The organism is Gemmatimonadaceae bacterium (assembly GCA_037721215.1).
Classification (GTDB): Bacteria; Gemmatimonadota; Gemmatimonadetes; order Gemmatimonadales; family Gemmatimonadaceae; genus UBA4720.
The window spans coordinates 1-23,430 of record JBBJNV010000028.1 but is presented as its reverse complement, the minus strand read 5'-3'; the positions used below and the strand labels follow the sequence as shown (position 1 = coordinate 23,430).

Below are 23,430 nucleotides of genomic sequence, written 5' to 3'. Positions count from 1 at the left end.
AATAGCCAGTGCGGCGGGGGCACCGGCCAGATCATTGACACTTTTTCCCCCGGCAGGTACGTTCGCTCTCTCACCCGCGCCGCGACGCACGGCTGGAGCGTTCGCAGAACGTCTCAACGAGACTCGAAAATTGTATATCTATCGTCGCCTGCTTCTCTTCTCGCTGCTCGCCACTGGCGCGTGCGCGCCGGCCGTCACGGGCCGGCCTCCATCGACGCAAAACGCCAGCATTACCCGCCTCACCGGCACTCCGCAGCCCGGCGCCTTCGTCAAGCTCGGTACCGCAGACTCGGCGTGGATCGAGCAGACATTGCGCGGACTATCACCGCGTGAGAGAGTAGCGCAGCTCATCATGCCGTGGGTTCCCGGCGAGTATGCGGCCGTCGGATCGCCCGAGTATGAACAGGTACGAAACTGGGTTGAAAAGGAGAAAGTCGGCGGCCTGATCCTGTCGATGGGGCTGCCGCACAGCTACGCCGCCAAGCTGAACCACATGCAACGCCTCGCCGCGGTGCCCCTCCTCGTTGCCTCCGACATGGAGAACGGCACCGGCATGCGGCTGGGCGGGTCGTATGCACTTCCGTCATTGCTGCCGCAGGGCGGCGGGACCGTATTTCCGCCAGTGATGGCGCTTGGCGCAACGCGCTCCGAGCACCTTGCCCGCCAGCTCGGCCGGGTGCTTGGCAACGAAGCGCGTGCCGTCGGGGTCCACATGACGTTCGGCCCGGTGCTCGACGTCAACGCCAATCCCGTCAACCCGATCATCAACACGCGGTCGTTCGGTGAAGATCCGGCCCTCGTGTCGCGCCTCTCGGGCGCCTATATCGCGGGCGCCCGGGAATCGGGCCTGATGACCACCGGTAAACACTTTCCTGGACATGGAGACACACGGGTCGACTCGCATATCGAGCTCCCGGTAATTCTCGCTGATCGCGCACACCTCGACAAAGTCGATCTTCCGCCCTTCCGCGCCGCGATAACCAGCGGTATCGATGCGATAATGACGGCGCACATCGCTGTGACGGGAGTGCTCGGCGCCGACGCTCCGCCAGCGACGCTGGCGCCGCAGATCATGACCGACATACTGCGCACTGAGATGAGCTTTCGCGGGCTGCTCGTGACTGACGCGATGACGATGGGCGGTGTTGCCAACCGGTACGGCGCCACCGAACCCCTCATTCTCGCCCTGAACGCCGGCGCCGACATTCTCCTGATGCCGCGGGATGTACACGTCGCCATCGAGACAATAATGGGGGCGCTTGCATCCGGCCGCGTGACGCAATCACGGGTCGATCAATCGGTGCGGCGCATATTGCGCGCGAAGATGCAGGCAGGGCTTCGAACGGGCCGGCTCGTCGACCTGAACGCGATCGATACCATCGTCAACATACCCGCCAACTCTGCGATCGCCAGAGATGTTGCTGAGCGATCGATCACCCTTGCGAAAGACGCGAAGACGCTCGTCCCGATGAGTCGCGTAGCGCGACGAGTCCTGTCGATTACCTTCGCGGACGCCAGCGACCTGATAGCCGGGCGCGTGTTCAACCAGCAGCTGAGGAGCGGCGGTTACGCTTTGAGCGCTGTCGGAATCGACGGGCGGACAACCGCCGCTCAATATGAGGACCTGCGACTGCAGGCCGATTCTGCGGATCTGATTATCGTATCTGCATACGTGTCACCGCGGGACGGCAAGGGGTCGATCTCTACTGAAGGTGACATGCCGGCGCTGATCGAATCACTCTCCGCTGCCGGCAAGCCGGTGATCGCGGTTTCATTCGGAAGTCCGTATCTGCTCGGCGCGTTTCCGTCGGTACCGACCTACATGCTTGCCTGGGGCGGGGCGCCCGTGTCGCAGCGCGCAGCGGCGGCGGCGTTGCTCGGAGAAACAGCAATTGCCGGAAAATTGCCGATATCGCTCCCGCCCTACTTTGTCGCCGGCGCCGGCATCGAACGCGCTGTATCGCGACGTGTTGCACCAGCAGCGGTGCCACGATGAGCGCTTGTCCCCGGCGGGGCAACAGGGCTGTCCGTCGAATGGTCTTTCCCAGTCCGGATTGTGACGAGTTCCCGAAGCGGCGATCCGTGGTTCGCGGCGGATCGACGCACTTGTCCACCGTCGCATTGCTCGGTTTGCTCATCACCGGCTGCGCACCGTCAGCTCCACTCCCACCGGCTCCGGCCCGGTCTCCTACCGTGACGACACTGGTACACGCAAAGCCACACGAGGCGGGAATGCGTGACGACCTTACTGGCACGCTCGATTCCATCATGACGGTGGCCCTTCGCGAAGGCGCCGCGCCGGGAGCATCGCTTGCCGTGGGAAGGCACGGACGCATTGTGCACATGAAAGGATATGGCCGCCTCGATACTGCGCAGACATCGCCGCGAGTGGATGAAAATTCGGTGTACGATATGGCGTCGCTGACCAAGGTCATTGCGACAACCACTGCAGCGATGATTCTCGAGGAACAGGGTATGCTCGACCTGGACCGGACTGTATCAAGCTATCTGCCGGAGTTCAACGCTTCTGACAAGACAGCCATAACCGTTCGAATGCTGATCACCCACAAGGGTGGTCTCGAGGCGTTCGCTGCGTTGTACAAGGAGTTCAAGGGCCGTGAACAATATCTTCAGCAAATCAATCTGCGACCCCTGAAATCCGCGCCGGGAACGAAAACGGTATACAGCGACTGGGACCTCATACTCATGCAGCTGGTGATCGAGAAAATCACTGGTACTACTCTCGACCGTTTTCTCGCAGAGCGGGTGTTCAGCCCGCTGGCAATGGCGAGCACAATGTTCAACCCCGACTCGACGGCGTTCCTCGCGCGCATAGCGCCCACCGAAATTGACTCCGCGCGTGGAGGACTCGTGCGCGGATCGGTCCACGACGAGAACGCCTGGGCTCTGGGGGGCGTTTCCGGACACGCTGGACTATTTTCCACCGCGCGTGATCTGGCTGTATTTGCACAGACGATGCTCAACGGAGGCGAGTACAACGGCGTTCGCATCGTGAAGGCCGCCACTGTTGCGCGCTGGACGTCGCCCCAGGCGCGCGAATCGAGCAGAGCTCTGGGATGGGACACTCCGTCCGGCAGCTCGAGTGCGGGTCGGTTCTTCTCTCCGCGCAGCTTCGGCCATACGGGTTTCACCGGTACGTCAATCTGGATTGATCCCGAACGCGGCTTGTTCGTGATCCTTCTTACCAACCGTGTGAATCCGAGGCGCGACAACAGCCGGCATGTGCCCTTGCGTCGTGCCGTCGCCGACGCGGCGCAGTCCGCGATTACCGATGCACCTTTGATCGACTGGGACGCCCGCCGATGAGCCGCGAAGTGCGTGAACGCGTTTCGGTAGTAATCGCGGAATACGACGAAATCGCCCGGCGCCTCGCCCGCCGCATTGCCGACATCATCACTGAACGAAGAGCCGCCGGTTCGCATGCGGTGCTGGGACTGGCAACAGGTAGCACTCCCATCGGCGTTTATCGCGAGCTCATCAGACTTCACCGGGAAGAGGGGCTCGATTTTGCCGACGTCGTGACCTTCAATCTCGACGAATATTATCCGATGCGGCCGGACAGCATCCACAGCTACAACCGCTACATGTGGGAGAACCTGTTCGATCACATCAACGTAGTGCCCGGGAATGTCCATATCCCGCATGGTGACGCACCGCGTGACGAACTCGCTGCAGAGACCAGTCGCTACGAGGCGGCGATCCGCGATCAGGGCGGAATCGATCTGCAGATTCTTGGCATCGGCAAGACAGGGCACATCGGCTTCAACGAACCGGGGTCCGGTATTGAATCGCGCACCCGTCCGATTGCACTCGACACCATCACCCGCCGTGATGCGGCCGCGGACTTTTTCGGCGAAGACAATGTGCCGACCGAAGCGATTACCATGGGCGTCGCCACGATCATGGAAGCGCGGGAGATCGCGCTCATTGCAACAGGCGAGCACAAGTCGGCCATAATTCGTCGCGCGGTGGAAGGACACCCTGACCCGGACGTGGCGGCAACGTATCTGCAACACCACCCCAACGCTGTCTTCTACGTCGACCTTCCCGCAGCCGCCGAGCTCACGCGTGTGCGCACCCCCTGGATTGTCGGTGAAGTCGAGTGGACGCGTGACCTCGAAATGGCGGCGGTGATCTGGCTCAGCGAGGTGACGACAAAATCGATCCTCAAGCTCGACAGCCTCGATTACCGGGACAATCACCTCAGCTCGCTGCTCGCGCGGTATCAGACGGCGGGGCCGTTGAATGGTGAAGTTTTCAACGCGCTGATCTCGAAGATTCGCGGCCGTAGCAAGCTTCCCTGCGGAGAAAACATCGTCGTCTTCTCGCCGCATCCCGACGACGACGTGATCTCCATGGGCGGCATTCTCAACAAGCTCCACCAGAACCACAACCAGATTTGCGTCGCTTATCAGACATCGGGCAACATCGCCGTATTCGATCATGAGGTACGTCGGTACGTCGACTTTCTGAGGCGCTTCGATCGCGACTTCTCCACGAACAACTCGGCGACTGGTCAGCTGATCGACACTGTTGAACGGTTTCTGGCAACCAAGCTTCCCGGCCAGGTCGACATCCCTGAAGTTCAGACCATCAAGCGTGGCATACGCGAGGCTGAGGCGGTATCAGGAATCGAGACGTTCGGGATGACACGCGACCAGGCGCGGTTCCTCAACCTGCCGTTCTACCAGACCGGGAAAACGCGCAAGGATCCGATCGGTCCGGAGGACGTTCGCGTGACCCTCGAGCTGCTCGAAGCAGAGCGGCCGTCGCTGATCTTTGTGGCGGGAGATCTGTCGGACCCGCACGGGACGCATCGCATGTGCCTCGAGACCGTTCAGCAGGCGCTGGCGGAATACTCGGGCGAGCAGCCTGAGGTCTGGTACTATCGCGGAGCGTGGCAGGAGTGGGGTGTGCGCGAAGCGGATGTGCTCGTTCCGTTGTCGGAAGACGAGCTGCGGTACAAGATTCTCGCGATCTTCAAACATCAGAGCCAGAAAGACCGGGCACCCTTTCCAGGACAGGACGAGCGCGAATTCTGGCAGCGGGTGGAGGAGCGCAACAAGAACACCGCGGGCGAGGTGGACCGGCTCGGCTTACCTGAGTACTTCGCAATGGAGGCCTATGTGGTGCGCCGCGACGGAGCACCGATGACCGCCGAAATCGTTCCCACAAGCACCCTTGGAGCTCCCGGCGCGAGGAGGCCGGCAAAGCCCAGAGCCATGTAATCCCGACGCGCCAGTCAGAATTGGCGCGAGGGACTATTCGCTGGTGTCGACAGCGCTAGACTTTGAGGAAGATCTTTCGCCGGTACATCACCGCCAGCACGGCAAACCAGAAGAGCACGGTGGTGATCGCAAAAGCAAGGGATGCATTCTTCGGCTCCAGCCAGCTTGCAAACCCCTCCTTGAACATCACCGCCTGCATCGAAGTCGGCTTCCCCTCGTACTGCACCTTCCACAACGTGTAGATGATTCGCGCCAGAACGCCCGAGCCGACGAATGCCACGATCGGGTTGACGCCATAAATGACAAAGGGTTTGGTCCACCAGCGGATGTTGTGTTCCTCGATGACCCACATCGCTGTTGCAAGCGTCACGCAAGCCATGCCGGCCGTAAACAGCACATAGGAGCTCGTCCACAGATTCTTGTTGATGGGGAACGACCAGTTCCACATCAGGCCGACTACAATCGCGATGCATCCAATGGCAAAGAGTCCGGCGATCCGCTCGATCAATGGGCGGCGCTGCGCGATCCACCGGCCCGCAAACACTCCGAGGATCGCGGTGCCAATCGCCGGAAGAGTGGAGAACGGCCCTTCGGGATCGTAGGTCACACTTCCCGACCAGATGTGGTTCAATCCCAGGATGGCGCGGTCGAGATGTGCCGCCAGAGTTTCGGAGGGCTTGTCGAGCAGCAGTGCACCGATGGTCTTGCCGGGTATCGGAATGAGCGTCATCGCAAACCAGTACCCGAAGAGCAGGCCGGCGACGATGATTACCTGCTGCTTGAGAGTCGTTCGAAGTGTGAGCAGTGCAGCCGCGATATAAACGAGACCGATGCGCTGAAGTACGCCAAGTATGCGCACGTGCTCCCAGCGGTAGATGATGCGCTCGAGAAGCGATGGGTCGGTCATGCCCGGCACCGTCCCCCATTGATAGAACGGAAACGCCGACATCAGCAGGCCCAGCAGGAAAATTATCCCCCCGCGCTTGAGAACCTGCCGCACGAGTATCCCATCGGTGTCGCCCCGCTCCCGCCGAATGTTGAGCGAAATGTGCGTAGTGATGCCGACGATGAAGAGAAAGAATGGAAAGATCAGGTCGGTAGGCGTCCACCCGTGCCACTTCGCATGTTCCAGCGGCGGATAGATAGCGCTCCAGGTGCCCGGATTGTTGACCAGGAGCATTCCGGCGATGGTCATTCCCCGAAAAACGTCGAGGGAGATGAGCCGCTCGCGGCGTTCGACCGGGGCAACAGTAGACGTTACCGCGGGTTCCGCGATCGGGCCGGTCGAGTAACCAGTGGCGTTTACATCGACGCCCGTCATTGTCGTCATGTGATACCTCCCTCCGCTTACATCAACTTCGCCGGAGGGTTTGTAAGGGGCAAGTACGGGTGGCTCCCGGGCCTGAATCCAGTCTTGACGGGGGCCGTAACCAACCTTAGCTATGGCGGCACAGACTCGCGCGCCCCCACCATCCCACCGGAAAGGGATCGCCGGACAAACACACTGACCGAGGTAGCGAATGTCCGCAAAACGGATACTCATGTTGTTCGCTGTGACACTGGCGGGATTTGCGCTGCCGGTGTCGGGCCAGACTGGATCGATCGAAGGCAGGGTCGTGGATGCGGCCGGCGCGGGAATACGCGGAGTTACCGTTGCTGCGCTTACAGGCCTGAGCGAGGCCGCGACGGCCGTCACCTCCGAAAATGGCGAATACCGACTTACCGGTCTCGCTTCCGGAACCTACACCCTGACTACACGATTGCCGGGCTACCGCGCCGCCAACGCAAAAGGTGTCAGTGTCGGCGCGGGCGCATCAGCTATCGCGAACTTCACGCTGACGCCGCTGGCGCTGTCACTCCTTCAGGGGGTCACCATCACTGCGTCGAAGGCACCTGAGAAGGTCATCGACGCACCGGCGTCGGTCTCTGTCGTAGGCGAGCGGGAGATCAACGAGCGGCCGTCGATCAACGTCGCTGATCACGTCGTCACGCAGCCGGGGGTGGATGTCGCGCGCGGTGGCCTGATGCAGGCAAACATCGTCACGCGCGGATTCAACAACATTTTTTCGGGGGCGCTTCTCACGCTCACGGACAACCGCTTCGCGTTCGTACCGTCCCTCCGCGTCAACATTCCATACCTCCAGTCCACCACCAACGAGGACATCGAGCGAGTCGAGATAGTACTTGGCCCGGGTGCCGCGCTCTACGGCCCGAACACTGCCGGCGGCGTGATGCACATCATCACGAAGTCGCCGTTTTCCTCACAAGGCACCACCCTAACCGTCGACGGCGGCGAGCGCAGTCTGTTCAGGGGTGGATTCCGCCATGCCGGAGCACCCAATACGAAGTTCGGCTACAAAGTCTCCTACGATTATTTCCAGGGGGACGAGTGGCGTCCGCCTGCGATCGACCCGCTCGAGCGAGCGCCGCGCGATTTCGATCTGAAACGCCAGGGTGGCGAAGCGCGCATCGACTTCCGGCCGACTCCGGCCAGCGAGATCATCGCCACCTACGGTCGCAGCATGGCCAACAGCGTCGAGCCGACAGGGCTTGGCCCCGCGCAGGTAAAAGATTGGGTAGTGCAGAACTACCAGCTTCGCGGACGGGTCAACCGGCTGTTCGCGCAGGTATTTCTCAACAGCAGCGACGCCGGAGAAACCTTCCTGCTCCGCACCCTCAATCCCATCATCGACAAGTCGAAGCAGATTGTCGGACAAGTCCAGCACGGGACTGACTTCGGGCTCCGCCAGAGCTTCCTTTATGGCTTCGACTATCTGAATACTACGCCGGATACCGAAGGCTCGATCAACGGCCGCAACGAGGAGGACGACGACATCAGCGAGGTCGGCGCGTATCTGCATTCGGTTTCCCGCCTGTCACCGAAATTCGAGGTCACCGCTGCTGCCCGGGTCGACAAGCACAGCCGGCTCGATGAGGCTGTTTTCTCGCCCCGTCTTGCGCTGGTATTCAAGCCCGCGGAGGATCAGAACCTGAGGGCGACGTACAATCGCGCCTTCTCGACGCCAAGCACCCTCAATCTCTTCCTCGACCTTGCGGCGGGCCGCATTCCGACGACTGGAACCCAGTTGTTCGGCGTTCGGGCACTCGGAGTTCCGAGTGACGGCGGTCTCAAGTTCAAGCGTGATGCGGCGACCGGAGGCGTGGGCGGGCTGTTCATGCGTGCAGGCGCATTCCCGGTTCCCGGCGGCGTCCCGCAAGGTCAGATTCCCGCCAACGCTGCCTCGCTCTACAAGATCGCGGTCGGTGCGGCGTCGGGCGCGCTGGTCGCCGGCGGCATTCCCGCGGCGGTGGTCCAGTTCCTCGGCTCACTGCAGCCAACCGCTGCCGAGGTCGGCACCAAGCTCCGCATTCTCAACACCGCCAACGGTACGTTCAACGATGTCGATCCCAGCGACATCAGGGACGTGGACCCGATCAAGCCGACGACCAACACCACATTCGAAGTCGGCTACAAGGGAATCATCGGCGGGCGGCTCCAGCTCGGCCTCGACGTCTGGCACGAGAACAGAAGGAATTTCGTCGGGCCTCTGATCGTCGAAACCCCGAACGTCTTTCTCGATGCCGCGAGTCTGAGGGCGTTTCTGATCCCAAGACTCACACCGGTAGTTGGCCCGGCCGCGGCAACGATCGCGACCGCGGTCTCGGGCGCCCTCGGCGGAGTTTCCGGCGGCACCGGTGCGGCGGTCGGCGTTCCACTTGGCGTAGTGAATTTCGACAACCCTCTCTCCACCGGCAGCGACGTGATCGTGACCTACCGCAACTTCGGTGAGTTGAACGTTTACGGCAGTGACCTTGCGGCCGAGTTTCTGCTCGACCGTGGCGTGTCGCTGCAGGGCACTTATTCGTGGGTCAACAAGGATTTCTTCCCGCGCGAGGAGATCGGCGGCGGCGTCCAGGACATCTCGCTCAATGCTCCAAAGTCGAAAGGATCGCTGACGGCGCGCTACCGGAGCCCCACCAGCACGCTCAGCGCAGAGGTTCGCGGCCGGTATGTCGCCGAGTTTCCGGTGTATTCGTTCATCAACGGCACCATTCCGACTTACACGCTGATGGATGCGGGTTTCTCTGTACGGCCGGAGTTCCTCAGAGGCGCACTGTTCTCACTCAATGCAACCAACCTCCTGGACAGAAAGCACATCCAGTTTGTCGGCGGCGGTGAAATCGGCCGTCTGATCATGACGAGATTGCAGGTGACATTCTGATACCTTCTACCCGCTGCCGTGCGGGTGGCATTTGAAGGATTCCGATGAACTGCAGAAAAAGGGGGGCACGCCGAATCTGGCGTACCCCTTTTTTCTTAGCGGCCTTTTAGCTTTCGACGACAATGAACCCGCTTCTCGATCCAGCCGCCCGGCCCGTGATTGGGCACAGAGGCAACAAGGCATTCGCTCCCGAGAACACCCTCGAATCATTTCGGCAGGCTGTCGCTGCCGGGGCGGATGCGATCGAGTTCGATGTGCGGATTTCGGCGGACGGAATCCCTGTCGTGTTTCACGATCCCACAGTGAGCCGAACCACGTCTGGCTCAGGTGAGGTGGCGCGAATGACGTTTGCCCAGCTGCGCGCCCTGGACGCAGGGTCGCGCTTCACCAACGATGCTGGAAAGTCATTTCCCTACAAGGATAGCGGCGTTCTCATTCCCTCCTTGGATGAAATTCTCGACGCCTTTCCTGCCTTTCCGCTTTTGATCGAAATCAAGGATCCGCTTGCATCGCCCACAGTGCGCAAAGCGATTGAATCACGAAACGCCAGCTCACGCTGTCTCATCGACGCCTTGGACTCCCGCTCGCTGCGGCCGTTCAGCGGATCGTCCATCGCAACGGGCGCAGGACGCTCCGGAGTTGTGCAACTGATGGCCGGCGTTCTGCTTCACCGGAGGGTCACGTCACTTCCCTTCAGTGCCGTGTGTATTCCGTTGAGTTACAACGGCCTGCCGCTTCCGGTCCGCCGGCTCGCCAAAGTTGCGCCGCTTCGCGGGTGCCAGGTACATGTGTGGACGATCAACGACCCGGCGGTCGCGATCGACCTGTGGACCGCCGGCGTCAACGGCATCATCAGCGACGATCCGGCGGCGATGCTGAAAACCCGCGCGACCCTACCTGGTGGTACCTGAGCGCAGCCGCGAGAGCACGTCACCCAGAGATTTGATCTCACGGCCATAGAGTGCCCAGTCGCCTGCACGCTGTGCAGCGATCGCTCTGTCGTAGTGTCCTCTCGCCTCCCCAAGAAGTGCCATGTCCGGCGCTGCAGTCGGAGGTCGCCCTGCTGCCGGCGGCAGGGCCTGAGCACTGTCCGCGGTGGGAGGGGCAACAGCACCGGGCGTCTCCGCATCGCGCGGTCGCGGCACGTTTCCGCCGAACATCTGCCCAAGACCCGCTTCCAGTGTTTCAGCCATCACCACCCTGTTCTGATACGCGACGACAACCCGCTTCAGCTCAGGTATGCGTCCGCCTTCCGCCTGCAGGTAGATCGGCAGCACATAGATCAGCGCCTCCCCGATCGGAATCACGAGCAGCTCACCGCGAATGACCTCCGACCCAGCCTGATCCCAGAGTGTCAGCTCACGCGAAATATCCGTGTCCTGATCGATACGCGCGTTGATCTGCCGCGGGCCATAAACAAGGCTCTGCTTGGGAAACCGGTACGCGCGCAGCTTGCCATAGTTGGCTCCGTCGTTACGAGCCACCATCCACGACGCAAGGTTGTCCTTTCCCTTCGGCGTGAACGGCACCATGTAGATGTATTCGGCGTTCTGCTCCTCGGGGAGCCGCATTACGAGGTGACGCATGAACTGATTTCCGTCGGTCGGGCGCTCGCCCACGTTTGGAATCTGCCACTGATCTTCACGATGGTAGAAAGTCTCGGCCGCATCCATGTGGAACGTTGCGTAAAGCGCTGTCTGCACCCTGAAAAGATCGGTCGGATAGCGGATATGCGGCCGCAGGTCGGCGGGGAACGCCGTCATCGGTTTCATTATCCCGGAAAAAATCCGCGAGTAGGTCCGCATCAGCGGATCGCGAGGGTCGGCGATATACGGGACGATCGATCCATTGTATGCGTCGATAACGACCTTGACGCTGTTGCGCATGTAGGTGGTGCCATCCTGCAGCGTCTGCGAATACGGATATCTGTCCGTAGAGGTATACGCGTCAAGAATCCACTTCAGCTCGCCGTTCGCGGCGATCACCATGTAGGGATCATCGTCGAATGTCAGGAACGGCAGCGCAAGCTGCGCGCGCCGCAATACAGTCCGGTTGTACAGCACCCGGCTGTCCGCGCCGATATCGCCCGACAGCAGAATGTTCAGCGCACCGAACCGCACCGCGAACAGTGCCCGCTTCACAATGTTCCCAACCCTTACACCGCCGGTTCCGTTATAGCGGGTGGATATGTTTGCCTCGCCCGACGGGTAATCGAATTCCGCCTGCCGAGTGTTGACGAATACGTGGTCGCTGGTGAGTTCTCCAAAGTATATCTGAGGCCGCTTCACCTGGAGCGAAACGTTGGATACCGGCGGCAGGTCCTTGATGAACAACACCGGCAGCCCTTCGACTGTCACCTCGTTCACCGGGCCAAGCGTCAGCCCCATGCCGTGTGTGAACGTGAGATGCTGGTTGATGAAAGTGCGTGTCGGCAGCGACTCGGTATTGAGCTCTCTCGGGGACAACATCACCTGCCGGTAGCGCCCGTTGATCAGGTAGCGATCGTCGTCCACAGACACGAAGTCGTAATAAGTGCGGATTTCCTGAAGCTGCCCGAACGTCTTGAGAAGTGGTGCACGATCCCAGAGTCGGACATTCTCGATGGTGGCAGCGTTGGCTCGGATGTCCTGGAGACTAAGGCGCGCGTCACCGCTGAGGTCGCGGACCTCTACGCTGTCGAGGCCCCATGCGGTCCGTGTAGCACGGATGTGGTTCCTGAGCTGCGGCGCTTCGCGCGTGAGCTCGGTGGGCGCAACTATGAACCGCTGGACGGCCCACGGATATAGCCCACCGGCCACGAACGACACCACCACGTACGACGCAGCAGCCAGAAACGCAAACCAGACAATTTTTCGGCGAACCGCGCCGTAGACAATCAGTGCGGCGCCGACGAGCGCGGTAATCGCGATGACATGCAATGCGGGGTAACGCGCTTTCAGGTCCGAATAGCTGGCGCCAACGAGAGGACCTGTATTGGAGTAGAGCAGCTCGGGTATTCTTACCAGCCAGATCTGAAGCGCGGTGAGAACCAGGAAGCCCACCAGCAGTGCGGCGACATGGCCGGCAGCAGGTGATTCAAGTCCCACCCGCTGCGGTGGAAGCGTCACACGGCCGCGTAATGCATGCAGCACCAGAACGATGATCAGGGTAACGATGATCATCCCCCGCAGCATGCCAAGAAGAGATGCGAGCACGGGAAGAACGAAGACGTACGAGCCGACATCCCGGCCAAATACAGGGTCGGCAACGCCGAAGCCGCTCCTGTGGAAAAACTGGAGGACTTCCATCCAGTAGCCGGTTGCCGTCAGTGCGAAAAGCAGCGCGAACACGAAGGTCACCGGACCCGCAATCCGCGACAGCGACGAGGCAATGTCGACCGGCGGCAGATCTGGACTCACACGCCAGAGCACTGGCGCGCGTGACACTCCCCGGCCCGCCATTTTCACGTTGAATGAAAGGAACAGATACGAGACGAGGCCCGCTGCTACAAACAGTAGCGTCTTGGTTACGAGCTGCGTGGTGAACACCGTTTCAAAGCCGACTTCCTTGAACCAGAACCAGTCAGTGAGAAACCGGACGGCAGTAGGGATTGCGGTAAAGAAAAGAAACGCTAGTCCGACGATCCAAAGCGGGCGAAGGCGGCGCATCCGAACTCCGGGGGTCGATGCCGACATGAATACAAGTCACAGTCGTTCGCTCAGTCGAGCGAACGCGATAATAATAGCGGATTACGTGCTGTGGACACTCGCAGCATCATCGCCGCAGACACTATACCCACTGCAAACACCACCAGCCACAGGGTTTGCGCGCCGAGGCGAGTGAGGCCCACTGCCCCCGCCCAGGGAGCGATAGCGAATGCCAGACTGAAGGCCAGCGAATATGCGCCCATGTATTCACCGCGCCGCTCGGGTGGAGCGATCTCGGCGACGAATGCCGATGCCTGCGGAAACAGCATCATTTCGCCGAACGTCCAGATGACAATCGAAATGACGACCGTTGCGGCGGACGTCGCAAAGGCCAGCAACCCCGATCCCGCCGCGAAAAGAAACGCGCCCGCGCAAAGCGCCCAGCGATGTGGCCACTCGGCCGTCGCCGCGTTGAGAGGCACCTCGATGAAAACAATCATGACGGTGTTGATCGTAAACAGAGTTCCATAAAAAGCGATCGAAAATCCGAGTCCGTCCACGAGGAAGAGCGGCAGGGCGCCTTCATGCTGGAAGAAGACCATGCCAGTCAGGAACAGTGCGCCAAGGAACAGCAAAAGCCGATGATCGTCGAAAACCGCCGGTCGGAGACTCGCTCCACTCGATATGTGAAGTTCACGCTCGGCTTTGGATCTCGCGGCGTTCACTGCATCGAGAGGCACAACTGTCAACAGCACACCAGCCGCTATCGTGGTGACTGCATCGACGATGAAAATCCAGTAGAACGATTGTGTTGCAATGAAACCCGCGGCTGCTGGTCCAACACTCATGCCCAGGTTGATCGCAAGCCGTGTGAGTGCGAAAGCCGGCTTTCGCTGCTCCGGCGTGACCAGGTCGGCAACGATCGCGAGATTCGCCGGGCGGAAAGACTCAATAACCAGCGCCCACGCGAAAGTGAGTCCGACGACCGCTGGAAAACTCCGCAGAAATGGGAAGATCAGCAGCAGTGAACCCGCAAGCAGCAGCGATGCACGCATTATCGGCAGGGGGCCAATACGATCGGACAGCCTGCCCGCAAGCGGGGCAACTACGATCGCCCCGGCTCCATAAACCGCCAGCACAAAGCCTGCCCGCTCGACCGTGAAGTCCAGCTCCCGTGTCAGATAAAGGACAAGAAACGGCAGCACCATCGTGCCGATTCGATTGATCAGCGTAGCCGCAGCGATAATCCAGATGTCGCGGGGCAGCCCGCGAAGGCTTCCCCATATATTGAGGCGGGAGTTCAGGACCATCGCTATCGGATGAGAGGTACCAGCAGCCGAACCATCGTCACGATTACGATGATGCCCGCGATGTCGAGTACTATGCCGTAACGCATCATCCGGCCGATGGGTATGTAGCCCGAGCCGTAAACAATGGCATTGCAAGGGGTCGAAACAGGCAGCATGAACCCGAGACTTGCGCCGAGTGTCGCGCCGAGCGCGGGCTCGAGCGGGTCGGCGCCGGCTGCGACTGCGATCGAGATCACCACTGGCACTACCATGTTTGCCGATGCCGTGTTCGACGTGACTTCCGAAACGAGTACCGACATCACGGTCGATGCAATCAGAAGTCCGAGCCCTGTGCTGGCCGGAAGGAAGGAGATGATCCCCCGCCCCATCGTCTCGGCCAATCCGGTCTGGAAGGAAAGAACTCCGAGAGCAAAACCTCCACCATATAGAAGCACAATGCCCCAGTCTATTTTTGTGGCTTCGCGCCACTCCATCGCATGCCCTTTCTGATCGCCGGGGAGGATGAACAACAGCGACGCACCGATTATCGCCGCAACGCCTTCCGGCACGCGCGCGGTGATGGCCTTGAACTGAGCACTGGTGTCACCGAACACAATGGCGATGATTCCCGGCAGTATCCACAATGCCACGGTTGTAGCGAATGCGATTACCGTCGAAACCTCACTGCGCGACCACTGCCCCTGTGTGGCGCTTTCGCGGCGGAGCATTTCGGCGCTGCCGGTGAGGTTCATCGAGACACCCCGTGACGTGCGATTCAGGTAGAAGAACAGGAAGGAAAAAAGCACGACGACGATTGGAACGCCGATCATCATCCACTTGAAGAACGGGAACTCCACGCCTACCAGCCGTCGCATGAATCCAAGTCCGATGACATTCGGCGGCGTCCCGATGGGCGTCGCCAGCCCGCCCACTGAAGCCGCAAACGATGTCATCAGCATGAGGGCTGTCGCGTACTGCGGATGCAATCGGCGGCCTTCGGCACGTTCGGACTGGGACATGAACGTGAGAATCGCCATGCCGATTGCGAACATCATCGCTGTAGTGGCGGTGTTGGATATCCATGCCGAGATGAATGCTGTGACAGCGCCAAAGGCGAAGAGGATGCGCGACGGGCTGGCTCCGACCCAGCGCATCGACAGGACGCCAAAAGCGAGGCGGCGATCGAGGCCGTGCAGTGTGATTGCGCGGGCAAGGATGAACGACCCGATGAAGAGAAACATCAAGGGGTCCGCAAATGGCGCGAACACTTCCTTCGCCGGCGCGACGCGCAGTAGTACGCACGCTGCAGCCCCCATGATGGCCGTGACCGGCATCGGCAGCGCTTCTGTCACCCACAGTACCACGATCGCGGCCATTATTGCCGCAAGGCGGTGTGCCTCCGGGCTCAGCGAGGGCAGTGGCAGAAGGAGCACGAGGAGAAAGACAGCGGGAGCTGCGACCGCGCCGATGATCGCACGCGTCCGGCTAACCGATTCGGTTTCGGAGCTATCGAATATTTCCGGTGGCCGCGGCGTTGTCGACGAGGCGGACCCGGGTGCTGTTTCGTCTCCTTTCATGACGCGGCACGTTAAACGGCCCGGACAGGCTGGTCAAGCGAGCGGAAGGCCGACGTGTCTGTCATATTGGTCGCGTGCTTATCATCGTTCGCTGAGCTCGAGGTGACCGGCGGCACGGGCGTCCCGTCCCGCATCGCGTCACTCGACGGGCTGAGGGGATGCGCGGTGGTAATGGTGATGCTGTATCACTTCACGGCGCCGTTCAGCGACACGGCTGACTTCGCCACAAGAGGCGCGCTTCGGTTCCTGAGCTTCGGGTGGACCGGCGTCGATCTGTTTTTCGTGTTGTCCGGATTTCTGATCACCGGCATTCTTACTGATGCGAAGGGCGCGAAAAGTTACTTCCGCACCTTCTACATGCGTCGCGCGCTGCGCATCGTGCCGCTTTATTACGCGGCGCTTGCGGCGATCTTCGTCGTTCCGCAATTCCTCTCTTCGCCGGTTGCGGCGCGCCTGAAGATTCCATTTTCCGATCAGGCCTGGTTCTGGCTCTATCTGCAGAACTTTCATCGGCTGCGCGGTCTGATCGGCCAGTTCACGGGGCACCTGTGGAGCCTGGCGATCGAGGAACAGTTCTACCTCGTATGGCCCATAGCAATTCTGCTGCTCTCGAGACGTCGCGCGTTCCAGCTGTGCGGCGGTCTAGCTGTGCTGGCACTGGCCATGCGGATTTCGTGGCTGCTCGTCATGGACGGGCCCCCGCGGAGCGTTTTCTGGGCGACTCCCATGCGTCTCGATGGCCTCGTTGTCGGCGCGGCAGTAGCTCTGATGTCCCGCGGCACCCGAGGCCTCGACCCAGCCCGAAGAATCGCGCTTCCCGTTGCTCTTGTTGCTCTGGCGGTAATCGGCTTCAGCTACGCCGACTCAGGACATTTCGCGATCGCGAATCCGATTCTTCGGAGCTTTGGTCTCACCGCGATTGACATGTTTTATGGCTCGCTGCTGGTGGTGGCTGTTCTGCGGCCGCCGCGACTGATAAGCGCAGTGCTCGAGTCGAAGCCGCTGGCATTTTTCGGACGATACAGCTACGGGATGTATGTGATTCATGTTCCGCTGCTGATAGTTCTCGGATCGAGCGGCGTAACGGGCGCTCGGTTCGAGACCTTCATCGGGAATTCGCTGCTTGCATTGATCGCCTACACGACCACATTGCTGGCGGCCACCGTCGTCTGTGCCTTGCTGACGTGGCATTTGTTCGAGAAGCGGTTCCTGGGCCTGAAGCGTTATTTCGTGTTCGATGGCAATTCCCGGAAAGAGCAGCCCGTCCAGATCCCGGTGGCGCAATGACGGTGTGAGTCGCCTCGCACGCTCGCGGTTTGCCGGTAAGCGAACCGTTGCGCCCGTTGCCGGGGGCGCCGTAATATGGCTTTCAATTGTTTCTGCTCGACGGTGACATTGGCGGGAGGGCAAGGCTGTTGACGGGATCCACGGCTTGAGCCACCATGACGGGCGCAACCCTGGCTGGTTACCGTCCAGTCGCTCGTCGTCGCCGCATAGCTCCAGGCATCCTTGCTGAACACTATCATGTGCAGCGAGAGCTTGGCCGTGGCGGCATGTCGATGGTTTATTTCTGCACGGACGCCCGCACAGGCGAGAATGTAGCCACAACTTCACCGAGCCGCCGGAAGGGTGCCCGACGTGCGTGACCGATCCGCCATGAGCGAAGGAGGGAGGGAACGCAAATGAAACGCGCAACGAGGAACCGGATTGTAGCTTGCCTGGCCGCGAATTCGGCGACGCTACTACTGGTGTCCGCAGAACTGCCCGCGCAAAGAGTCTCAGATGGCTTCGCTCACACAGGAAGACTGGCTGAAGCACACGCGGCAGCGCCGTTTGCGCCGGGGCCTCTCCGACTGGGCACCACCGTCAGGGACCGGACAAAGAGAACTCGATCGCGGTCGGATATCATCGCGCTGCACATGGGTGTCGGGGCCCTCTTGGGGGCCGTGGCGGGATTCGTCTCATATCGTACAGCTGACCGAGACTGCGAGGACTGTATGTTCACCATCGGGCCACTATATGACATTGCTATCTACGGAACACCAGCAATGGCGCTTGGCACGTTGGTTGGCTATATCCGCACCATTCCGAAGAAAGCGAGCCCGCCGGAAGCCAACCCTGAATGACCGGTTAACCACGCTCAACAGGAGCGTTCGGGCAACCCCAACAGAGTGGGCTAGGGGGTGCCGGCAACCAACACCACAACACGTTCACCACCGCCCGTGCGGCCGCATGCAGCGTCGTGCGGCCGCTCGCTGGCTCAGACCCCCTCCGCCGGGTATGCCTTCCCTCCTACTTCCGCCGCAACTCTGTCCTGGAACCCATCCAGGCGTTCCTGAAACGCTTCATCTGCGCGGTTACACGCAACCCCGCCACCTCGTACGGCACGATCTCCATTCGCGGATTCTCTGTTGCCGCTACCTGAATCTCGCGCCGGCCGCCGCGCCCCGCGATCACTATGGCAAGCCGACCGCCAGGCCTAGTCGCGGCGACGGCTGTATCCACGTCCCCTGCCGCCGTAATTGTCCTCCCACCAATGGAAACAATCCGATCACCCTGCGCAATTCCAGCGACATAAGCCGGTGTTCCCAGCAACACCGATGCACCGACCACAATACCGGTGTCCTGCACCCGCAACCCCAGATCTCCTATCCACGCCGCGCCTGGCTTTGCGCGCCGCAGTGACATCCCGGCCGCAGCGAGCAAAGATTCGTAACGTGGCAGGTCGCTGCCCATGATGTATCGCCGAAAAACATCATCCCCGTACGCGGGATTCCCCACTGCTTCGCCCAGCGTTCGTCGAACGTCGTCAAGCGTATACGCCCGCTCGGTTTTCCCGTACTTGATCCACATCCGACGCATGAAATCGTCGAGCGACCGGCCCGGAAATTTCGATCGAATCTCCAGATCAAGCGCGAGCCCGAGCGCTGCGCCGTACGTGTAGTACGAGATGAAAGTGTTGGTCTTGTTCTGTGGATCGATCGAAGCGGCAGCGTCGACAAAGGGAGCCTGCTGGCTCATCCCGACCGGAGAAAAAAATCTGCGGCCAGGCGCGTTAACCACGGCATTCACATTACCGGTGAGTGACTGAGCGTACCCGGCGACATCCATCAGCCCCGCCCGCCGGATGAACAGATCGTCGTAGTAACTGGTAAATCCCTCTGCCAGCCACAACTCGCCCGACATGTTCGCTTCTTCGAAATCGAATGGCTCGAGACTCTTCGGGCGGATGCGTTCGACGTTCCACGAATGGAAGAACTCATGCGACACCGTACCAAGATTTCCGGCCGCGCCGGTTGAAAGCGGTCTCGTGCTGGTAAGGATTGTGGAGTTGCGGTGCTCCATGCCGTCGCCCGACGCATACGGCAGATAGTCGGCGATAAAGGTGTATGTGCCATTGTCATACCGTGGCAGCTCGCCCCACATCGCTTCCTGCTCGGCGACAACTTTTTTGACATTCACGACGAAACTGTCGAGCTGAGCCGCCGTGCCTTCATGGTGCAATGCGAACCGGATCGTCTGCGTCCGGCCACCGCTCTGCATAGCCCAGCTTCGCACATCGTGGGCACTCACCTCCGTCGGACTGTCCATGAAGTACTGCAAACCGGGGGCAGTGAACGTAAATGGGTCACGCGTCGGGGCAAGCTGCGTAGCCACCTTCCAGTCCGCCCGAAGCGGGCGAAACACGACTGTTATCGGGCGCGACTGCATTCCACGCGCCCACATGAAGGTTGCCGGCATGTTGAGATGCGCGTGCGTGAGGTCGATCGCGGCGTAGGTGCCGTCGGCTCGATCTCCAAACAGCGTGTAAGTAACGACAACGGTCCCGTCGTGTCCGCTCACGTTCCATTGGTGCGGATTGGGACGCGACACCATCAACTCCCGGCCCTTGGAATCGAGCGCCCTCACGCCGTACACGTTCTTTGCAAACTCGTGCAGTGCGTATCTGCCCGGCGAGCTTCGGCTCATGCGGAGCTCGAGCGGACCGTTCGGCACGTTAGCGAAGCTGACCTTCACCTGCGCCTCGTGATGGACTGCGTTTGGAAACGCAATCTCATAGACCACCGGGGCGCTGCCGCGCGCAGACTGCCCGGCGGCGACGCCCGGTATCGACACGCCCGCGGCGAGCGTCAGAATGGTTCGTGAAATCGCATGCATGTCAGAAGTTGCAGCAGGTCTGCATAGCTATCCCTTCAGGAAGCGGGAACAGGTTCGCCGCCGGATGCTACTCGAGCCATCGCTTCCGCTTCCCGGGCGACACGCTGGCCCTCGTCGACATCCACGAAATAGAGCAGCGCTGCGCCAACCACGAAGAAGCCGATCACGGCGAGAATTGCCGGCCGCATAGTGCCGGTTGACGCGATGATGATCGAGAAAAGAATCTGTCCAAAAATGCCCGCAAACCGGCTGAACACGCTGAAGAACCCAAAAAACTCTCCCGACTTGTAGGCCGGAATGATGCTCGCGAAAAGCGAACGACTCAGTGCCTGTGTCCCGCCCTGAACCATGCCTACAAGGGCAGCCAGAATGTAGAAGTGCGTCGCCGTACGCATGAGATATCCAAGGACGCTGATTCCCGCGTACACGAGCAGCCCCAGGAATATCGACCGCTTCGCGCCGATACGGCCGGCAAGCATGCCGAATGCAAACGAGAAAGGCACGCCAGCGAACTGGACGATGAGAATCGCCAGGATCAGACTGTTGCGCGGGATACCGAGCTCGGTTCCATAGACCGACGCATTTCGGATGATGGTGCCGATGCCGTCGCTGTAAATCAGATAGGCAAGCAGAAACAGAAATGTCTGCCGGTACTTCCGCAGTTCACGAAACGTTTCGGAGAGCCTTACAAACGCGACGACAACGGGATTTCTGCCTCCGCTCTCGTTTTCGTCGAGTCGTATTGGCGGTTCTTTCACATACCGGAGCAGCGGAATCGAGAACAGGAACCACCACACCGCGACGGACAGAAACGCGAGTCGCACGGGTAACGTCCCCGCTGGCGACAGCTTGTCGGCTGCGTCCGAAAGTCCGATTATCTCCGGTTTTGAGATCCACGCCAGGTTGAGCGCAAGGAGAATCCCCCCGCCGAGATAGCCAATCGCGTACGCCGCGGTCGAAGCTCGGTCCCGTTCGTGTTCCCTGGCGACATGCGGCAGCAGCGCTTCATAGAATACGTAACTGCCTTGCATGCCGAGGTTCGCCATGATGAACAGGACTGCGGCGAGCAGCAGGTCGCCGCGCTGTATCAGATACATGAGAGTGCAGGCGGTCACGCCGACCCCCATGAAGAAACCCAGCATGCGCTTCTTTACCGCCGCGTAATCCGAAATCGTACCGAGTATCGGAGAAATCACCGTGGCGATTATCAGCGCGATCGTGCTGGCAATCGACCAATAGGAGAGAGCCTGGACCTCGGGACGCCCAGCGCCGGCAACCGCGATGAAATAGATCGGAAACACTGCAACGGCGATGGTCGTTTGCGCCGCGGACGTCGCCCAGTCGTACATTGCCCAGGCGCGAAGCTCCCGGCGATGCAAGCCGAGTCTTTGAAGCAGGGGTGACGAACTATCGGGTTCAATCATCGACTGCAAATTGAAGCCGCAGGTCGAGGTGGCGCCAGTATACCCCCGGACGCACCGCGACCACCCCCGCCTCCGAACGAATGAATCAGTTCATGCGTTGTACGCGCGCCTGCTACATGGTCGCGCGGGTCCGCGAGAAGATCAGCGCGGCCCGGGTTCAGACACGGTCGCAGGAGCCATGCGCGGCACCAGCAGATGGATCACCAGCAGCGCCGTGACATACGCAAGACCGCAGAACAGAAAGACGGGTGTGTAGTTGTTGCCGTTTGCCTGAAGCACGGCGCCGGTGGCCCGCTGAAAGAAAAATCCACTTGCCGCACCCGCGAACCCGCCAATTCCAACAACAGTGCCGATCGCACGTTGCGGAAACATGTCACTCGGAAGCGTGAAGAGATTGGTCGACCACCACTGGTGAGCCGCCGCCGCCAGACCGACAACCGCAACAGTTGCCCACAGAGTCGGCGCAGCGGGTGCAAACATGGTCGGCACGATCGCGAGAGCTGCGATGAGCATCGTCGTCTTCCGCGCCTTGTTCAAACTCCAACCCCGGCGCATGAAAGCCCCGGAAATCCACCCGCCACCCACCGAACCGACATCGGCAAGCAGGTAAATCGCGATCAGCGGCGCCGCCACCTTCGCCAGCTTCACATCAAAACGGACATCGAGAAACTTCGGCAGCCAGAACAGATAGAACCACCACACCGGGTCAGTCAGCAGCTTCCCCATAATGAACGCCCATGCCTGCCGATGACGCAGAACCTGCGACCACGGCACCGACGCCTGGGACCGGGTTCCATCCGCGGCAATCGTCTCTCCGCTCGCGTCGCCAGCCGGCGAGCGGTACATCAGCAGCCAGAAAATCAGCCAGACAAATCCCATTGCGCCCGTGACAACGAACGCCGCCCGCCATCCCCAGGTCAGTGCGATCACTGGCACAACGATCGGCGTGACCAACGCGCCGATGTTGGTTCCTGCGTTGACGATCCCCATCGCGAAGGCGCGTTCCCTTACCGGAAACCAGGCGGCAATCGCCTTGATCGACGCGGGGAAATTTCCGGATTCTCCGAGCCCCAGGGCAAATCGAGCGGCGCCGAAGCCTCCGGCCGTGCTCGCGAGCGCGTGCGCCATCGCCGCTATGCTCCATACGGTAACCGAGACAGCAAAGCCGAGTCGCACCCCGATGCGGTCGAACAATCGTCCGGCACCGACATAGCCCAGCGCATATGCGAGCGTAAACCAGGATACGATGGCCGCGTAGTCAACCTCGGACCAGCCAAGCTCGCTCTGCAGTGTCGGAGCGAGAATGCCGAGTACCTGTCTGTCGACATAGTTGATCGTGGTGGCGAAGAAAAGCAGCGAGCAAATCGTCCAGCGGTATCTTGCCGTCACTGTGGTGTCCTGCGTGACATCCGGCGCCGCAGTCATCGGCGCACCCTGCCGCCGCCGTGCTCTGCTCCGGCGATCGCAGAGGCGGCCCCGCGTTTGCCGGCGATTTTCACCGCCTCCCCAACCGCAGCCGTAATGCGCTCGAAGAGGCCTCCCGCAATCCAGTCAGCCGGTGCCATCCACGATCCACCGCACGCCACGACATTATCGAGCGCCAGGTACTGGCTCACGTTAGCGGCAGTGATCCCTCCCGTCGGCATAAACCTGACTTCCCTGAACGGCCCCGATATAGCGCGCAGCAACGGTATGCCCCCGATCGCCTCGGCGGGAAAAAACTTGAGTACGCTCAAGTTCTTTTCCAGCGCTGCACCGATCTCGGTCGGCGTGCATACCCCCGGATAAACCGGTACGTCAACGCCTAGGCAGTACTCGACCACACCCTGGTTGAATCCGGGCGAAACCACGAATGCCGCGCCTACATCGCACGCCTCCCGCGCC

Annotated in this window: 15 protein-coding genes; 7 read left to right on the top strand and 8 right to left on the bottom strand. The window is 60.8% G+C overall.

Features of this window, described 5'->3' with window-relative positions; translation table 11 throughout:
- Positions 1 to 130: 130 nt before the first annotated feature.
- From WKF55_14400 to nagB, 3 genes are all read left to right on the top strand, one after another.
- Positions 131 to 1,996, top strand: coding sequence for a glycoside hydrolase family 3 N-terminal domain-containing protein (locus WKF55_14400; GenBank protein MEJ7760772.1), 1,866 nt, complete (start codon positions 131 to 133; stop codon positions 1,994 to 1,996).
- 197 nt (positions 1,997 to 2,193) lie between these two features.
- A complete protein-coding gene (locus WKF55_14395) occupies positions 2,194 to 3,327 on the top strand; it encodes a serine hydrolase (protein MEJ7760771.1) in 1,134 nt (377 codons plus the stop codon).
- A complete protein-coding gene (nagB, locus tag WKF55_14390; GenBank protein MEJ7760770.1) occupies positions 3,324 to 5,249 on the top strand; it encodes a glucosamine-6-phosphate deaminase in 1,926 nt (641 codons plus the stop codon). Before WKF55_14395 ends, nagB begins: the two co-directional genes overlap by 4 nt.
- A 55-nt stretch (positions 5,250 to 5,304) precedes the next feature.
- Here the strand turns inward: nagB and WKF55_14385 are convergent, their stop codons facing one another.
- Entirely contained in the window at positions 5,305 to 6,579 is a 1,275-nt protein-coding gene (locus WKF55_14385) for a hypothetical protein (protein MEJ7760769.1), read from the bottom strand.
- Between the two features lie 190 nt (positions 6,580 to 6,769).
- On the opposite strand from WKF55_14385, the gene WKF55_14380 reads away from it, so the two are divergent.
- Both WKF55_14380 and WKF55_14375 read left to right on the top strand, forming a co-directional pair.
- Positions 6,770 to 9,472: a TonB-dependent receptor gene (locus tag WKF55_14380; GenBank protein MEJ7760768.1), complete on the top strand. Its 2,703-nt coding sequence runs from the start codon at positions 6,770 to 6,772 to the stop codon at positions 9,470 to 9,472.
- A 122-nt stretch (positions 9,473 to 9,594) separates the two neighbouring features.
- Positions 9,595 to 10,383 carry a glycerophosphodiester phosphodiesterase gene (locus WKF55_14375; protein MEJ7760767.1) on the top strand — a complete coding sequence of 263 codons (789 nt, stop codon included), beginning with the start codon at positions 9,595 to 9,597 and terminating at the stop codon, positions 10,381 to 10,383.
- On the opposite strand, the gene WKF55_14370 is transcribed toward WKF55_14375, so the two are convergent.
- From WKF55_14370 to WKF55_14360, 3 genes are read right to left on the bottom strand one after another with little or no spacing between them, the layout of a single operon-like run.
- Positions 10,366 to 13,146: a UPF0182 family protein gene (locus WKF55_14370; GenBank protein MEJ7760766.1), complete on the bottom strand. Its 2,781-nt coding sequence runs from the start codon at positions 13,144 to 13,146 to the stop codon at positions 10,366 to 10,368. The genes WKF55_14375 and WKF55_14370 overlap by 18 nt on opposite strands.
- A 23-nt stretch (positions 13,147 to 13,169) precedes the next feature.
- The gene (locus WKF55_14365; protein MEJ7760765.1) at positions 13,170 to 14,408 is read right to left on the bottom strand and encodes an MFS transporter; all 1,239 of its coding nucleotides are present in this window, start codon (positions 14,406 to 14,408) and stop codon (positions 13,170 to 13,172) included.
- A 2-nt stretch (positions 14,409 to 14,410) separates the two neighbouring features.
- Positions 14,411 to 15,964, bottom strand: coding sequence for an SLC13 family permease (locus WKF55_14360; protein MEJ7760764.1), 1,554 nt, complete (start codon positions 15,962 to 15,964; stop codon positions 14,411 to 14,413).
- 54 nt (positions 15,965 to 16,018) lie between these two features.
- Here WKF55_14360 and WKF55_14355 point away from each other — a divergent pair, with 54 nt between their 5' ends.
- Both WKF55_14355 and WKF55_14350 read left to right on the top strand, forming a co-directional pair.
- On the top strand, positions 16,019 to 17,251 hold the full coding sequence (locus tag WKF55_14355; protein ID MEJ7760763.1) for an acyltransferase: 1,233 nt from the start codon (positions 16,019 to 16,021) through the stop codon (positions 17,249 to 17,251).
- A 710-nt stretch (positions 17,252 to 17,961) separates the two neighbouring features.
- Positions 17,962 to 18,090, top strand: coding sequence for a hypothetical protein (locus WKF55_14350; GenBank protein ID MEJ7760762.1), 129 nt, complete (start codon positions 17,962 to 17,964; stop codon positions 18,088 to 18,090).
- 166 nt (positions 18,091 to 18,256) lie between these two features.
- Here the strand turns inward: WKF55_14350 and WKF55_14345 are convergent, their stop codons facing one another.
- The 4 genes from WKF55_14345 to WKF55_14330 all read right to left on the bottom strand — a co-directional run.
- Positions 18,257 to 20,122, bottom strand: a complete 1,866-nt coding sequence (locus tag WKF55_14345) for a PDZ domain-containing protein (GenBank protein ID MEJ7760761.1) — start codon at positions 20,120 to 20,122, stop codon at positions 18,257 to 18,259.
- 35 nt (positions 20,123 to 20,157) lie between these two features.
- Positions 20,158 to 21,546, bottom strand: a complete 1,389-nt coding sequence (locus WKF55_14340; protein ID MEJ7760760.1) for an MFS transporter — start codon at positions 21,544 to 21,546, stop codon at positions 20,158 to 20,160.
- A gap of 141 nt (positions 21,547 to 21,687) precedes the next feature.
- Positions 21,688 to 22,971 carry an MFS transporter gene (locus WKF55_14335; GenBank protein ID MEJ7760759.1) on the bottom strand — a complete coding sequence of 428 codons (1,284 nt, stop codon included), beginning with the start codon at positions 22,969 to 22,971 and terminating at the stop codon, positions 21,688 to 21,690.
- Positions 22,968 to 23,430, bottom strand: a 463-nt coding sequence (locus WKF55_14330) for a hypothetical protein (protein MEJ7760758.1), incomplete at its 5' end; no start/stop codon positions are given. The genes WKF55_14330 and WKF55_14335, both read right to left, overlap by 4 nt.

Excerpts from the sequence above, each read along its gene's own strand:
- WKF55_14340 (MEJ7760760.1), bottom strand. The coding sequence starts at position 21,546 with ATGATTGAACCCGATAGTTCGTCACCCCTGCTTCAAAGACTCGGCTTG.
- WKF55_14350 (MEJ7760762.1), top strand. The coding sequence starts at position 17,962 with ATGTTCACCATCGGGCCACTATATGACATTGCTATCTACGGAACACCA.
- WKF55_14335 (MEJ7760759.1), bottom strand. The coding sequence starts at position 22,971 with ATGACTGCGGCGCCGGATGTCACGCAGGACACCACAGTGACGGCAAGA.
- WKF55_14360 (MEJ7760764.1), bottom strand. The coding sequence starts at position 15,964 with ATGAAAGGAGACGAAACAGCACCCGGGTCCGCCTCGTCGACAACGCCG.
- WKF55_14385 (MEJ7760769.1), bottom strand. The coding sequence starts at position 6,579 with ATGACGACAATGACGGGCGTCGATGTAAACGCCACTGGTTACTCGACC.
- WKF55_14370 (MEJ7760766.1), bottom strand. The coding sequence starts at position 13,146 with ATGTCGGCATCGACCCCCGGAGTTCGGATGCGCCGCCTTCGCCCGCTT.
- nagB (MEJ7760770.1), top strand. The coding sequence starts at position 3,324 with ATGAGCCGCGAAGTGCGTGAACGCGTTTCGGTAGTAATCGCGGAATAC.
- WKF55_14380 (MEJ7760768.1), top strand. The coding sequence starts at position 6,770 with ATGTCCGCAAAACGGATACTCATGTTGTTCGCTGTGACACTGGCGGGA.
- WKF55_14345 (MEJ7760761.1), bottom strand. The coding sequence starts at position 20,122 with ATGCATGCGATTTCACGAACCATTCTGACGCTCGCCGCGGGCGTGTCG.
- WKF55_14365 (MEJ7760765.1), bottom strand. The coding sequence starts at position 14,408 with ATGGTCCTGAACTCCCGCCTCAATATATGGGGAAGCCTTCGCGGGCTG.
- WKF55_14375 (MEJ7760767.1), top strand. The coding sequence starts at position 9,595 with ATGAACCCGCTTCTCGATCCAGCCGCCCGGCCCGTGATTGGGCACAGA.